This window comes from Eionea flava (assembly GCF_055393785.1).
This window is the reverse complement of record NZ_AP036018.1, coordinates 1,622,564-1,637,759: the sequence shown is the minus strand read 5'-3', so window position 1 is coordinate 1,637,759 and position 15,196 is coordinate 1,622,564. Positions and strand designations below refer to the sequence as shown.

Genomic DNA, 15,196 nt, shown 5'->3' with positions numbered 1-15,196 from the left:
ATACTTATTTACCTAGAGACATGACTATGCCCACAATTATTCAGCAAGACGATTTAATCACTAGCATCGCTGATGCCTTGCAGTTTATTTCTTATTATCATCCAGTTGATTTCATTCACGCCGTTCATGAGGCTTATGAAAAAGAGCAAAACCCTGCGGCTAAAGACGCGATGGCTCAAATCTTAATTAATTCTCGTATGTGTGCTGAAGGCCATAGGCCTATCTGCCAGGACACAGGTATTGTTACGGTGTTTGTTGAAGTGGGTATGCAGGTATTGTTTGAAGGTGACATGGCTCTAGAAGACATGATCAATGAAGGGGTTAGACGTGCCTACCAACACCCTGATAACGTACTTAGGGCATCAATATTGGCAGACCCCGATGGTGCACGCAAAAATACCGGCGATAACACGCCTGCGGTAATTAATTATAAAATTGTTCCGGGTAATACTGTCGATATTCATGTGGCTGCAAAAGGCGGTGGCAGCGAAGCTAAGTCGAAGTTTGCGATGCTTAATCCGTCAGACTCGGTGGTTGATTGGGTGCTTAATGTTGTGCCGACGATGGGAGCAGGCTGGTGTCCTCCAGGTATTTTAGGTATTGGTGTGGGCGGTACTGCAGAAAAAGCCATGTTATTAGCGAAAGAAGCGTTGCTGGAGCCGATTAATATTCAAGACCTGCAAAAGAAAGGTGCTGATAACCGTGCTGAAGAGTTACGTTTAGAGTTGTACGATAAGGTAAATCGCTTAGGTATTGGAGCTCAAGGGCTTGGCGGATTGACAACAGTATTAGATGTTAAGGTGAAAGACTTCCCAAGCCATGCGGCAAATAAAGCCGTAGCAGTCATTCCTAACTGTGCAGCTACTCGTCATACACATTTTACTCTTGACGGTTCTGGGCCTGCATTACAAACGCCACCGAATCTCAAGGATTGGCCACAAATTACCCGAGACGTTAATCCGAATACACGACAGGTCAACCTAGATACAATCACTCCGGAAGAAACAGCCGAATGGCAACCCGGTGATACCTTACTACTATCGGGTAAATTATTGACGGGTCGTGATGCAGCGCATAAAAGAATAGTCGACATGCTAGCAAAAGGTGAAGAATTACCCGTCGACCTGAAGGGGCGTTTCATTTATTACGTAGGTCCCGTCGATCCGGTTAGAGAAGAAGTCGTTGGGCCCGCAGGGCCTACAACAGCAACGCGAATGGATAAATTTACTCGTACTGTGTTAGAAAAAACTGGATTGCTAGGAATGGTAGGTAAAGCTGAACGTGGTGATACTGCTATTGAAGCGATTAAAGATAATAAAGCCGTGTATTTAATGGCGGTGGGTGGCTCGGCTTATTTAGTCTCTAAAGCTATTGTCGGATCAAAAGTTGTGGGTTTTGAAGATTTAGGAATGGAAGCTATTTATGAATTTGAAGTTAAAGATATGCCTGTGACAGTTGCCGTTGATGTTAATGGTGAATCGGTACATAAAACAGGACCTCAGATATGGAAAGCTAGAATAGAAGAAGGCGCTATTAGCGTTAAATAATATAGAAAAAGGCGTCAAATAGATGTGTTTTGCAAAGAAGTGTACGATTTTTAAGCAATATTTATTGCTGAGTTTACGAATCCATGATTTTTGCTGCACATCTTCTCCGGCTGTTGTATATTGCTCACCAGTGTTTATGTGCAAACACCCATAAATTAATAAGAAAACTAAATTTTTTAAGGCTTTGGAGGCCATAAATCATGAACAAATCTATTTCGATAGCAGCGATTGCTCTAGCATCTGCGCTTTCAGCGACTACAGCGTCTGCTCACGTATCTGGTGGTGGCTTGGTAAGCAACTCTGGTAATGCGGTAGCAAGTAGTTATACTGATTGTGTAAAAGTAAACAGCGGTGCACACCTTGATGCTTGTGGTCATAAAGCCGAGCCAGTAAAAGTGGTTCCAACTCCTAAAGCGGTTTCTCAAGCGGTTTCTTTGAGTGGCGATGCAAACTTTGCGACTAACAGTGCAGAATTAAGCACTGGCGGTAAAGCTGCTCTAGACCTATTCGCATCACGCGCTAAGCAATTAAATGTTTCAGGTATTAGTGTTGTTGGTCATGCAGATAGCCGTGGTGATGCTGCATATAACCAAGACTTATCAGAAAGACGTGCAAATTCTGTAAAATCTTACCTAGAAGGTAAAGGTATTCTTGGTTCACTTATTCGTGCAGCAGGTGAGGGTGAAACTTCTCCCGTCGCTTCTAACGATACTAAAGAAGGTCGTGCTCAAAACCGTCGTGTAGACATCACAGTAAGAGGCTACACTAAGCCATAGTTTGCTGATGTTATACACAAATACCCTGCCAGTTTTCTGGTGGGGTATTTTTTTGCCTGCATGATGAGCAAGATTAATAAATGAGAGCCGCTGATGAATACATTGTACTGGCATGATTATGAAACATGGGGTGCAACGCCTAGCCAAGATAAGCCTTCCCAATTTGCGGGGATCAGAACGGATGAAGACTTGAACATTATTGGTGACCCTCTCGTTATTTATTGTAAGCCTAGCGATGACTGTTTACCCCATCCTGAAGCCTGTTTATTGACCGGTATTACTCCGCAAAAAGCGTTGAATGATGGTCTTTCTGAACCTATTTTTTTTGAAAAAATTCATCACGAACTTTCACAAGCTAAGAGTTGTGGTGTTGGCTATAACAGTATTCGTTTTGATGATGAAATGACACGTTATGGCTTATATCGAAATTTTTATGACCCTTACGAGCGTGAATGGCAAAACGGCAATTCCCGATGGGACATTATTGATATGGTGCGTTTATGTTACGCTTTGCGCCCAGACACTCTAGAGTGGCCTATCAACGAAAAAGGTGCGGTTAGTTTTAAATTGGAGTTATTAAGCCAAGCGAATGGCTTACTTCATGATGCTGCCCATGATGCTTTATCTGATGTTTATGCGACGATTGCACTGGCTAAGTTGATAAAGCAACGTGAACCCCAGCTTTATCAATATGCCTACGAGTTACGCAATAAACAAAAAGTGAATGCACTGATTGATACTGTTAGTCGAAAACCTATTTTACATATCTCGTCTCGGTTTCCTGTAAGCAACGGATGTACTGCTTTAGTGGTACCTCTGGCACCACACCCTGAAAATAAAAATAGTGTCATTGTGTATGACTTATCAGAAGATCCAACACCACTCATCACATGTTCCGCACAAGAAATTACTGAACGTTTATATATCAAACAGAGTGAGTTAAGTGATGGTTTAACCCGCATACCTCTCAAAGAAATACATAGCAATAAATCTCCCATGATTGCTACCACCAAGTTATTGACTGATGATGCCGCCCACCGTTTACATATTGATAAGGCTCAATGTGAGCGCCACTGGCAGCAGCTACAGCAAGTCGACATCACAGAAAAGCTACATTCAGTGTTTTCTAGCCAGCGATTCGCTCCCAAAGTAGATCCTGAGCAGCAGTTGTATGATGGTTTTATTAGCGCCCATGATAAACAGGTAATGCAACGGATCAGGGGGGCAGAACCAGAAACATTAGCGCACTACAGTGAGGAGTTAAAAGATAGTCGCTTAAAAGCATTGTTATTTCGCTATCGGGCGCGCCATTACCCAGATACGTTAACGGCAGAAGAGAGGCAGCAGTGGCAAGAGTGGCGATATTTACGCTTAACGGATGATAACGCAGGGGCAAGTATTACCTTGGACGTCTATTTTGAGCGTTTATCTGCCTACAGCGATGATCCGTCGGTGAACCAAAATATCGTGCGTGATCTACTTGACTATGGCGATCACTTGTTGAATGAGAAGTGAATTGAGAGCGCTTAATAGCGAGCCCTCGGTAGTACATGTTAATCGTTGTGAGCTACTCATGACTTTTGTGAATCACGTTTAATAAGCATCTAAATCCCGTTACAATGCCATTGCTAATTATTTATTTGGCATCTGAATTTTTCAACCATTTCCCCAATCGTATAGACAGTAAGGTATAGCGAAATAATATGAATTTTACCGGTGCAAATATTCTTTCTATCAAACAGTTTGAGCGTAATGATATCGATAAGGTATTTTCGGTTGCCGATTCGATGAAGCCCTATGCTCAACGACAGCGAGCAACGCGGGTACTAGACGGCGCTATCCTAGGTAATATGTTTTTCGAGGCTAGTACTCGAACTCGCGTCAGTTTTGGTAGTGCATTTAATTTACTCGGTGGTGCAGTTCGAGAAACTACCGGGTTTGAAAGCTCCGCTTTATCGAAAGGGGAGTCACTTTACGATACCGCACGGGTCCTTTCGGGTTACAGCGATGTAATCTGTATGCGCCATCCACAAGAAGGCTCTGTCGCTGAATTTGCCAAGGCCAGTCGTGTTCCAGTGATTAATGGCGGTGACGGTGCGAATGAACACCCTACCCAAGCACTGTTAGATTTGTACACCATTCGCAATGAGCTGGTTTCCAAGGGGCGCAATATTGATGGTTTACGTATTGCAATGATTGGTGACCTTAAACATGGCCGTACAGTGCATTCTTTATGTCAGTTACTTTGTTTATACACTAATGTTCACGTGAGTTTAGTCTCGCCTAAAGAACTCGCGATGCCAGAATATTTAGTAGAAGCCTTACGCCAAGCTGGGCATCGTGTTGTGATATCGGAAGAGTTGACAGCCAGTATTTCTCAGGTCGATATTGCTTATTCAACACGAATACAAGAAGAACGCTTTCAAACGAAAGAAGAAGCCGATTTATATCGAGGCCGCTTTCGCCTTAACCAATCTATTTATACCCAATTTTGTGAGCCTAATACCGTTATTATGCACCCACTGCCTCGTGATTCTCGTGCCGAAGCCAATGAACTGGACAGCGACTTAGATCAAAACCCTAACTTAGCCATTTTTAGGCAAGCTGATAATGGTGTGCTTGTGAGGATGGCATTATTTGTATTGGTACTAGATGTTGCTCATTTGGTTGATCAGAGTGCCTACGATGTACCTTGGTTTTCGGGGCACCGAAATTAAGCAAACTGTATAACGGCCTCTACTATTGATAACTGACGACGATAATAAAAATGAGTAAATTTGACGATATCCGCCCTTATAATGATGATGAAATTCGGCCTGCCATTGATCGTTTGGTCAATGATAAAGAGTGTATCGAAGCACTGACGCGTTTTCGCTTTCCATCGTTACCTAATGCTTTTTTCCCATTAATTACCCCACTTGTTAAGCGCTATGTAAAAAAGCAATCATGTGAAATCAACACAGTGAATGACTTGCAAATGGTCGTTAAACTTTATATGCAGCGCATGATTGATGAAACAACATCGGGTGTACACATATCGGGTGTCGAAAATCTAAAAGATGGTAAACCCCATTTATTTATTAGTAATCATCGTGATATTGCTATGGATCCCGCGTTAGTTAATTGGGCGCTATATACTCATCAGCATGACACTCTACGAATTGCTATTGGTGATAACCTACTCACCAAGTCGTATGTGTCTGACTTAATGCGAGCGAACAAAAGTTTTATTGTTAATCGTTCTGCGACAGCACCTAGAGAAAAGTTGAAAGCGGCTAAACATTTATCGGCCTACATTCATCAGTCTATTACTGACGACAATGCTAACGTGTGGATTGCTCAGCGCGAAGGCCGAGCGAAAGACGGAGTCGATCGCACTAATAGTGCAGTGATTGGTATGCTCGGTTTAAGTAAGCCAAAAAAAGTCACACTTGCAGATTATATTAATGAGTTAAATATTGTGCCGGTGTCTATTTCTTATGAATATGATCCTTGTGATGAGGCGAAAGCAAAAGAATTATATTCACATAAGTCCGAAGGGAAGTACGAAAAAGATGAGCACGAAGATGCTTCAAGTATTGCTCAAGGCATTACAGGTTTTAAAGGTGATGTGCATGTTCATTTTGGAAAAACATTACAGGGTAATTATCAAACAACAGATGATGTCGTTGAAGAGCTCGATAAAGCTGTTATCGAAAATTATCATCTGCACCCAAGCAATATTGTTGCTTATCGTTTATTGCATGGCAACTCTGATGCGGATACCGCTATCTTGCCCGATTGCCACACCAATGTTTTGCTTGAACATCAACAAAAATTTGAAAAACGAATGGCTAAAATAGATGCTCGTTGGCGCGAGGAAGCGATTGCTATGTATGCTAACCCGTTGATTAGCCAGCATATGTTAAAAAAACAATAACACTATTGTTTTTTATAGGGTGCGGTGATCCGTACCTGAACACAGCATTATTGATGAATGCACGTTTTATTGTTGGTCTTAATGGCCATATCCTACAAGGTTTTCTATGGTTGCTGATGCTGTTAAAACAACGATCCAGTCTGTTTATCGCCAGTTTTTAAATAATAAATCACTGCAGCCCCGCTATGGCCAAAAATTGATGATAGCTGATATTGCTCGGACATTGTCAGCCATTGAAAGTGACGAAGATCATGTACGCACGACCGATAATCATATTTGTGTTATAGAAGCTGGCACGGGGACGGGTAAAACCGTTGCTTATTTATTGGCAACATTGCCGGTAGCTCAATCATTAAAAAAGAAAGTGGTTATTTCTACCGCGACCATCGCTTTACAAGAGCAAATCGTTCATAAAGATTTGCCTGATGTAAAAAAAAATACCGATTTATCGTTCAATTTTACTCTCGCTAAAGGGCGAGGGCGCTATCTCTGTTTAAGTAAACTAGATCGATTGTTGATGGATAGTGATGCTTATAATACGTTTAACCAAGCACTCTACGAAGATGAATACCCTTCAGTTGATGCAGAAGCAGTGACCATTTATAACAGCATGGTCGATGCCATGAGTGCCGGAAAGTGGGATGGCGATAGAGATAATTGGCCTCAAGAAATTGATCAGGCTGTATGGTCTCCCATTACCACTAATCATCGCGAATGTACTGGCCGCCGTTGTTCCAATGTTACCAGTTGTAGTTTTTTTAAAGCGCGAGAGGCGATTGATAATTACGATTGTATCGTTGCCAATCATGATTTGGTATTGGCTGATCTTGCTCTAGGTGGAGGCGCCATTTTACCTGATCCTCAAGATACAATTTATATTTTTGATGAGGGACATCACCTTCCCGATAAAGCACTGGGTCATTTTGCTTATCATACGCGGGTTAACTCAACTGCCAAATGGTTAGAGCAAAATCAAAAAACGCTATCATCCATGCTAGGTGACATTAGCGGGGCGGGTAATATCGATCGCTATGCAGAGCAGTTACCGAGTTTATTTTTGTCTGCTAAGCAAACCATGGATAAGGTATATCCGTATTGTCAGCAATTACTTGACGAACAATTATTGATTGCAGAGCAGCAACCCTTTTTTCGTGAGGGAGATGCGCAGCGTTATCGTTTTGAAGGTGGTCTTATTGATGCCCGTCTGTTTGATTATGCAGAAACATTACATCAAGAGTTTGATCGCCTACATTCGTTGATTGGAAAAATCGTGAATGAAATTCAAGCGGCATTAGAAGATGGTTATAGCAGCGTGCCGCGTGTTGATTTAGAAACATGGTTATCGGTGGTGGGAACTTGGCAGGCGCGTGCAGAAGCCAATCGTCAGTTGTGGTACAGCTATTGTTCGACAGATATTGTTAGCGAAACCCAGAAAGAAGGAATAAAAAACAATAACGGCGACAATAAAGCCGTACCACTGGCTCGTTGGGTTACCTTAGTGGACCTCAATGGCAATATCGACTACGAAATCTGTTCAAGCCCTATTTTGGCAGCGCATACGCTAAGGAATAGCCTATGGAATCATTGCTATGGTGCGATTGTTACTTCAGCAACACTATCTGCGTTAGGTCGATTCGATCGTTTTATGATGCGTGCAGGTACATTGCCATCTCATCACTATAATGTGATGCCTAGCCCCTTCGATTTTTCACGAGCAACATTACAAGTTCCTATAACAGCAATAGAAGCGAATAACGCGGTAGCGCATACGGATAATATGATTGAATACTTACCGCAGCTGTTACAAAAAAAAGAAGGAAGCCTAGTGTTGTTTTCATCTCGTAAACAAATGCTAGATGTTTTTAATGGCCTCTCTGCTTTCTGGCAAGATGTAATTCTTATGCAAGGGGATCACAGTAAACAGGCGATGTTGACGGAACATAAAAAAAATATTGATGCGAAAAAAACCAGTGTTTTATTTGGTTTAGCCAGCTTTGCTGAAGGTGTTGACTTACCCGGCGATTATTGCCGTCATGTAATTATTGCTAAAATTCCTTTTTCTGTGCCTGATGACCCCGTTGAGGCATCGCTCGCTGAATGGATTGAGAGTCGTGGTGGAAATCCTTTTATGGAAATCTCCGTGCCGGACGCATCGATTAAACTAGTACAGTCTTGTGGACGCTTATTAAGAAGTGAGAACGATAGCGGCACTATTACTATTTTAGATAAACGACTAGTCACTAAACGTTATGGTAAAGCGCTTATTAATGCATTGCCCTCTTATCACTTGTCACTACCTTAAATAGTCGTCGTCCTAATTTAGCGCATATTAGGAATAAATATACTAGGACATTTTTATGAAAAACATACCTTTTCAAACTATTGATTGGTCAACTATTGCAAAAACAGAGCATCCGGGTATTTCGGGTAAGGCTTTTTGGCAAACAATGAATTTTGGTGGCTTACGAGTGAGGTATGTAGAGTATTCTGAAAATTACGAAGCAGATCACTGGTGTGAAAAAGGCCATATCGTTTATTGCATAAAAGGTGAAGTAATCAATAAGCTACGCGATGGTACGCAATCTATTTTAAAAGAGGGTATGTCTTACATCGTGTCAGATGACCTTAGCTCTCATAAGTCAGTAACGGAATGTGGTGTGCACTTGCTCATTATCGACGGCGACTTTTTGAAATCGGATCTATAAAAACGATGTAATACATTTTTTAATGCCAAAGAATACCACCTCTAATTAATAGATAACGCATAAAAAAAGGAGATCATAGATCCACTACTGTCCCACAGTTTGAAATCATAAGACCAACCTCATTTGAGGTTGGTCTTTTTGTTTAGGAGGAGGACTTGGATCAAGTATCTCTCTCAAGGCTTTTCGTTCAAATAAATTGAGTTGGATCACCCGAAGAATGCGCTGCACTGTCCACCCTTTCTTTGCTGAATGCCGAGCAAAAGCGAGTAGTAAATAGGTAATCATTGCTATCCAAATTTGTGTCAATATGGCGTTTTTTGATAAGCCTAAAAACGCTTTGATTTGTAAGTTTTGCTTAATCGCTTTGAAGAATAATTCGACTTGCCAGCGGTCTTTGTAAATGGCAGCAATCGTACTCGCCGCCAGTATTAAATTGTTGGTTAAAAACGTATAGAACTTACCGCTATTTTTGTCTCGGTAGCCTATCCGTCGTAGCGTAGGCGCACCGCGTTTGATGGCGTGAGCACTGCTCAGCTGAATAACTTGATCACTTGAAACGCCTTTCTTTTTGTTGACTTCTCTGCGCTCTAACACGCGGTAAACGGCTTTAGATCGTAGGCGCGTTACGAACGATACACCTTGCTGTGTAAGACTTCCAAACCATTGGTAGTCCACATACCCCTTATCAAAAGCAACAATGCTTCCTTTTGGAAAGGTGAATTCTCTACCTTTAACCATATCATTTTCGTTGCCATCACTCAGTGCGACAAACTCAGGCATCAGTGTTCCATGGTTCAAGCCCACGCTGAGTTTTACATTAGCGGTATCATCTCGATGAGCTGCCCAAGGAAACAGTTTTAGTGAGAGATCAATCGCACTTGCATCCAGTGAATACAATGGATTTTTGAAACGGAATTTGTGCTGGCCGGATTGGTTTTTACAGCGATTCAGTAGTTTATAAAAAAGTGCTTCGTAGAGTTCTGCAGGTTGATTGGCATTTAATCGAGATAGCGTTGATTTTGAAACGGGTTTTGCACCCAAGTGATACAGCTTATCCTGTTGAGATTCTAAATTAGATTGAATATCTCGTAGGCTTTGGCGGCCAGATAGCTGCGACATCGCCATACCAATAAACTGATCCCAGCGAGTGGCCGACCTTAATTTTTGCCCTACATGATGCTTTTTAGCAAGCCCTTCAAATTCATGTCTAGATAATGGTTTTAGTAACTGATGAAATGCGGTGTTATGATGTGACAAAGCCTGAACCCCTTTGTTAGTAATGTTTTCTTCGCAGAATCATTATAACAAGTGAGGTTCAGGCTTTCTTATCTAGATCAAACTGTGGGACAGTAGTGTCATAGATCTCCTTTTTTTATGGATCAGTTCATCAATATCAATGAACTGATTGAGTACAGCGTTTATACCATGCTAGCAGGGTTAACATAGTCATAACCTAGGTTTTCAGCAACCGCTTCATTAGTTACTTTACCCGCGCATACATTTAAACCATTGAGGAAATGTGCATCGTTGGCTAATGTTTCTTTCCAACCTTTATCCGCTAATTTAATAATATACGGTAGTGTTGCATTGTTAAGTGCTTGTGCTGATGTTCTTGCAACGGCACCAGGCATATTAGCCACGCAATAGTGAACAACATCGTCAACAATATAGGTTGGATCTTGGTGAGTGGTTGCTTTTGATGTTTCAAAGCAGCCGCCTTGATCAATCGCAACATCGACAACAACAGCGCCTTTCTTCATTTTCTTAATCATTTCCGCAGTAACCAATTTAGGTGCCGCTGCGCCAGGAATCAATACGCCACCAATAACTAAATCAGCTGCTAATACATGTTCTTCTAGAGAAGCCTTATTAGAATGTACTAATTTAATCGATGTACCAAACATTTGGTTAAGGTTGCGTAGTGAGTGCAAATTATTATCAAGAATGGTGACATCGGCTCCTAGACCTAACGCCATTTGAGCAGCATGCGAACCAACAACACCACCGCCAATAATCACAACTTTAGCCGGTTCTACACCCGGTACGCCGCCAAGTAAAACGCCGCTACCACCATTAGATTTTTGTAAGCAAGCTGCACCGGCTTGAATCGACATACGACCAGCAACTTCAGACATTGGTGTTAGTAAAGGTAATTGGCCGTTAGGGGAAGTAATTGTTTCATAAGCAATACATACCGCTTCACTATCGACTAAGTCTTTTGTTTGTTCTGCATCAGGTGCCAAATGAAGATAAGTAAATAACAGGTGATCTTTTGTTAAGCGCTTTCTTTCAACCGCTAATGGCTCTTTCACTTTAACGATCATTTCTGCTTGGTTAAACACTTCATCTGCTGTGGCAAGTACGGTTGCACCTGCAGCAATGTAATCTTCATCACTATAGCCAATGCCAGAACCTAAGTTGGTTTCTACAACGACTTGGTGATTGCGGACGGTTAATTCGCGAACAGAAGAGGGGGTCATGCCTGCGCGATATTCGTGGTTTTTAATTTCTTTAGGTACGCCTATAATCATGAGGAAAACTCCTTTGTTAAGTTATGCACTATTGTATTCCTCATCTTAAGGTTTATGTGTTATTTTTTTAAAAAAATAAGGTTTAATAAACTTTTTTATGCTGTATAAATAGTTTTATATGCTTTAAGTTTGCGCTGTTATTGAGTTATATTGGTTTCCGATTAATCAAGAGTGTTACTGACTACAGATTGGCTATTTGCCAATGAGTAATAATAGTCATGCACATTAATATAGCGAAAGGTACTGTGTAATGACAAAGTATGAGCTTGATAGACTAGATAAGAGTATTTTGAGGCAGCTACAGTCCAATGGACGTATCTCTAACGTAGAGCTAGCAAAACGTGTTGGTTTAAGTGCGACGCCCTGTTTAAATAGAGTGAAGCGCCTCGAGTCAATCGGATGTATTGAACAATATACCGTACGTATTAACCCAGAATATATTGATGCGGCCTTGCTTGTCTTTGTCGAACTGCGCCTAGATCGAACATCAAGAGATGCGTTTAATAACTTTCGTCGAGCAGTATTAAAATTGCCTGAAATTATGGAATGTCATCTTGTTTCTGGTGACTTTGACTATCTTTTGAAAGCTAGAGTGCCTGATATGCTTGCCTACCGAACGTTATTGGGTGAAACGCTGCTTTCTCTTCCGCATGTTAATTCAACACGCACCTATATTGTGATGGAAGAGGTGAAAGATACCGATAGTATTCCTATCCCGTAGAACGCTTTATCCACCAGTGGCATTCATAAATCGGACAATATCGGGTGCCGTTGTCATATCAAAATGATGTTTTTCAGGCTTTTTATTCAAACTATCAATAATAGTTTGCTTAAGTCTTTTATCATCATCGGGATAACGGCGAATCAACGTTTTTAAGTCCACACTATCTTCATTTCCAAGGCACAGTAACAGTCGTCCTTGGACGGTTAAACGCAGTCGATTACAGCTACTACAAAAATTATCGCTATGTGGTGAAATAAAACCAATCAATGAACTTGATGAGGGCGTGCTCCAGTACCGTGAGGGCCCTCCTGTCGTTATTTGGCTAGGGGTTAAGCGATGCTTTTGGGTGATTAATTGGCGTAGTGCCGCGCTACTAACAAATGTCTCATCCCGCTGATGCTCGGTAATATGACCGAGAGGCATTTCTTCTATAAACGAAATGTCTAACGATTTGCGTAAAGCAAATTCAGTTAAATCTAACACCTCATCGTTATTTCTTCCCTTAAGTATTACGCTATTCAACTTCACCTTAATACCTGCCTTTACGGCAAGGTCTATATTACTGAGTACTTGATGTAGATTTCCTGTGCGGGTGAGTTGCTGAAAGCGTCTTTCTTGTAAACTGTCTAAGCTGACATTAATACGTGTGATATTGGCTGCTAATAAATGATCAATATGGCGATCTAGGTGAGAACCGTTAGTGGTTAGCGTTAAGGTTTGCAGGGATTTACACGTTGCTAAATCTTTAAATAGCTTCTCAATGCCGTTTCGAATTAATGGCTCACCGCCGGTTAGGCGAATTTTTTTAACACCTAATTCAACAAATTGTCGAGCAATAGCCCCCATCTCTTCGATGCTTAATATATCTTTGCGCGGTAAGAAGGTCGTCTTTTCAGGCATGCAATAAACACAACGAAAATCGCAGCGGTCGGTGACAGATAAGCGTAGATAGTCAATTTTTCTATTAAAACGATCAATCAGTTGAGTCATAGCATACTACTTGGTTTGTTTTGAGTTTATGGTGTCGCGTTACGCCGTATTTTTGACACAAAAATCACTCATCAGTTCGACATCATAGCATCGTCACTAAGATGTCAGTATTTCATTGATCTCCCTCTATAAGTAGGCAATTCCTGCTCGTTATTATGCATAACATCATCAAGATTACTCGCATTACGCTATATAAGAGCTACGCTTAAAGTAACTATTTGTTCTTTTCGATGTGTTCTAGATATTCAACCTAAGCCTTAATAGTTCTGTTAACTGCTTAGGGGAATGCTTCAATTAAGGCCTAATTAAGTATATTGAATAATATATGTTTGAGTTCCTAAAGAAAAAAAAATGCACGACATCAGTTGGTGTCCAATTATCCGACGATAATCTATCGATTATGGTTCTGGATAATAGTGACTCAAATCCGATCATTATTCACTACATGAATTGCCTAATAAACCGCGAAGGGGACGTTAATCCCCAACTAGAAGAAATAAAGCAGACTATTGAAGACAGTAAACTGATTCAAGCCGAAACCTCATTGGTTTTGGATGATAACGATTATCAACTATTGAGTATTGAGGCTCCTCCTGTTACCGCTGATGAAATGCCTGAAGCGGTTAAGTGGAAAGTAAAAGATTTACTTTCTTTTCCTGTTGATGACGCTGTTATCGATGTTTTTCTACAGTCGGATGGTCAAGTAGACGGTAAGTTTATTGCTAATGTTGTCGTTGTTAAAAAAGCCATTATTAAAGAAAAAAGCCAATGGATCGAATCATTGGGGTTAACCATTACCTCTATTGATATACCCGAATTGGCCTATAGAAATTATATAGAAAATAGTGACTTTAAAGAAAAGAACTTAGCTTTAGTAGTGCTCAAAAAAGGTTTTGGTAAGCTCATCGTTATTAAACGTGATGCAGTGTATTTTTCTCGTAGCTTTTCGGTGAACTATAGGGGAGGTTTATTTGATGAATTACCGGATACCGACATTGTTTTGGAGTTACAGCGTTCTTTAGATTACTACGAACGTCAGCTTAAACAGGCAATGCCCTCTGACATATTTATTGTGGGCGAAAACATTGTTGACGAAAAAATTACGAGCACAATAAAAGATAACCTCAATCAATCAGTATCAATAGTTAATGTTACACAAGGCGGTTTGTCTGAATATACTTTTTCAGAAGAAGAAAGTTTATCGTCATGTCGTCTCCTCGCTACATATGGTGCCGCTTTGCGGCATGGCACAGCAAGGATGTCGCCATGAATAATACCACTAATTTGAGACAGGAAATTAACCTGCTCAATCGCCCTAAGAAATTAAAAGCACCGACGGTTTCATTTACAGCGCTTATCGTGTGCTCTCTGTTATCGATATTGATGTTTAGTGGAATGGGGTATCACCAAAAACAAGCGCTGACTGTTGTTAAACAAGACATTGAAAAAATAGAGGAAAAAAACCTATTCAATCAAAAACTTGCTACATCGCCGACTAATATAGAGGTTTATAAAAATCAGCTAACCGGCTTAGAAGAAAAATTGCTCAGTAGGTATCAATTATGGGCAAAGTATAAACAGATTACCGAGGCAGGAAAAGATGGCTTTTCTCAGTATTTTTATCATATTGCCAATCTAGCAACAGACAAGTTGTCACTATATGAAATCAGTATATCTGATAGAGGTAATCATTTGTCACTAAAAGGCTATGCGAGCCAAGCAGAAGAAATTCCTAATTATATCAATGCGCTTAAATCTCAGGAGGCCTTAAATGGCGTCGTGTTCGGTCATCTGTCGATAGAGAAATTGGATGGGCATTCCATATTAATGTTCTCTCTAGATAAGCAAGAAATATCCGAGCAAGATACTTCGACACCGAATAATAGAAGCATTGATATTTCTGAAATTATGAAAATGCCATTAGTCGATGCTCATTCACCGGCGATTGGCCGTTCGCATCGAAAAAAATTCGAGTCCAATACTTTGTTAGTAAGTGGGAGGTAA

The 15,196-nt window shown here is 40.9% G+C and carries 13 protein-coding genes; 10 read left to right on the top strand and 3 right to left on the bottom strand.

Features of this window, described 5'->3' with window-relative positions:
* Positions 1-26 precede the first annotated feature (26 nt).
* From ACZ5O6_RS07125 to ACZ5O6_RS07095, 7 genes are all read left to right on the top strand, one after another.
* On the top strand, positions 27-1,547 hold the full coding sequence (locus ACZ5O6_RS07125) for a fumarate hydratase (protein WP_447093005.1): 1,521 nt from the start codon (positions 27-29) through the stop codon (positions 1,545-1,547).
* 200 nt (positions 1,548-1,747) lie between these two features.
* Complete coding sequence (locus tag ACZ5O6_RS07120; RefSeq protein ID WP_447093004.1) at positions 1,748-2,323, top strand: OmpA family protein; 576 nt, start codon at positions 1,748-1,750, stop codon at positions 2,321-2,323.
* Between the two features lie 93 nt (positions 2,324-2,416).
* Positions 2,417-3,838: an exodeoxyribonuclease I gene (gene sbcB, locus ACZ5O6_RS07115; RefSeq protein ID WP_447093003.1), complete on the top strand. Its 1,422-nt coding sequence runs from the start codon at positions 2,417-2,419 to the stop codon at positions 3,836-3,838.
* Positions 3,839-4,026: 188 nt separating this feature from the next.
* Positions 4,027-5,040 carry an aspartate carbamoyltransferase gene (locus ACZ5O6_RS07110; RefSeq protein ID WP_447093002.1) on the top strand — a complete coding sequence of 338 codons (1,014 nt, stop codon included), beginning with the start codon at positions 4,027-4,029 and terminating at the stop codon, positions 5,038-5,040.
* Between the two features lie 50 nt (positions 5,041-5,090).
* Entirely contained in the window at positions 5,091-6,242 is a 1,152-nt protein-coding gene (locus tag ACZ5O6_RS07105; RefSeq protein WP_447093001.1) for a 1-acyl-sn-glycerol-3-phosphate acyltransferase, read from the top strand.
* 106 nt (positions 6,243-6,348) lie between these two features.
* Positions 6,349-8,544 carry an ATP-dependent DNA helicase DinG gene (gene dinG / locus ACZ5O6_RS07100; protein WP_447093000.1) on the top strand — a complete coding sequence of 732 codons (2,196 nt, stop codon included), beginning with the start codon at positions 6,349-6,351 and terminating at the stop codon, positions 8,542-8,544.
* A 55-nt stretch (positions 8,545-8,599) separates the two neighbouring features.
* A complete protein-coding gene (locus ACZ5O6_RS07095; RefSeq protein ID WP_447092999.1) occupies positions 8,600-8,947 on the top strand; it encodes a DHCW motif cupin fold protein in 348 nt (115 codons plus the stop codon).
* Positions 8,948-9,052: 105 nt separating this feature from the next.
* Here the strand turns inward: ACZ5O6_RS07095 and ACZ5O6_RS07090 are convergent, their stop codons facing one another.
* On the bottom strand, positions 9,053-10,204 hold the full coding sequence (locus ACZ5O6_RS07090) for an IS4 family transposase (protein WP_447093036.1): 1,152 nt from the start codon (positions 10,202-10,204) through the stop codon (positions 9,053-9,055).
* Between the two features lie 161 nt (positions 10,205-10,365).
* On the bottom strand, positions 10,366-11,478 hold the full coding sequence (gene ald, locus ACZ5O6_RS07085) for an alanine dehydrogenase (protein ID WP_447091773.1): 1,113 nt from the start codon (positions 11,476-11,478) through the stop codon (positions 10,366-10,368).
* A 250-nt stretch (positions 11,479-11,728) separates the two neighbouring features.
* Here ald and lrp point away from each other — a divergent pair, with 250 nt between their 5' ends.
* On the top strand, positions 11,729-12,199 hold the full coding sequence (gene lrp / locus ACZ5O6_RS07080) for a leucine-responsive transcriptional regulator Lrp (protein WP_447091772.1): 471 nt from the start codon (positions 11,729-11,731) through the stop codon (positions 12,197-12,199).
* A gap of 6 nt (positions 12,200-12,205) precedes the next feature.
* Here lrp and moaA read toward each other — a convergent pair whose 3' ends face one another.
* Positions 12,206-13,192, bottom strand: coding sequence for a GTP 3',8-cyclase MoaA (gene moaA / locus ACZ5O6_RS07075; RefSeq protein WP_447091771.1), 987 nt, complete (start codon positions 13,190-13,192; stop codon positions 12,206-12,208).
* Positions 13,193-13,517: 325 nt separating this feature from the next.
* Here moaA and ACZ5O6_RS07070 point away from each other — a divergent pair, with 325 nt between their 5' ends.
* Both ACZ5O6_RS07070 and ACZ5O6_RS07065 read left to right on the top strand, forming a co-directional pair.
* Positions 13,518-14,462 (top strand): hypothetical protein, encoded by a 945-nt coding sequence (locus tag ACZ5O6_RS07070; RefSeq protein WP_447091770.1) that lies wholly within the window; start codon positions 13,518-13,520, stop codon positions 14,460-14,462.
* Positions 14,459-15,196 (top strand): hypothetical protein, encoded by a 738-nt coding sequence (locus tag ACZ5O6_RS07065; RefSeq protein ID WP_447091769.1) that lies wholly within the window; start codon positions 14,459-14,461, stop codon positions 15,194-15,196. Before ACZ5O6_RS07070 ends, ACZ5O6_RS07065 begins: the two co-directional genes overlap by 4 nt.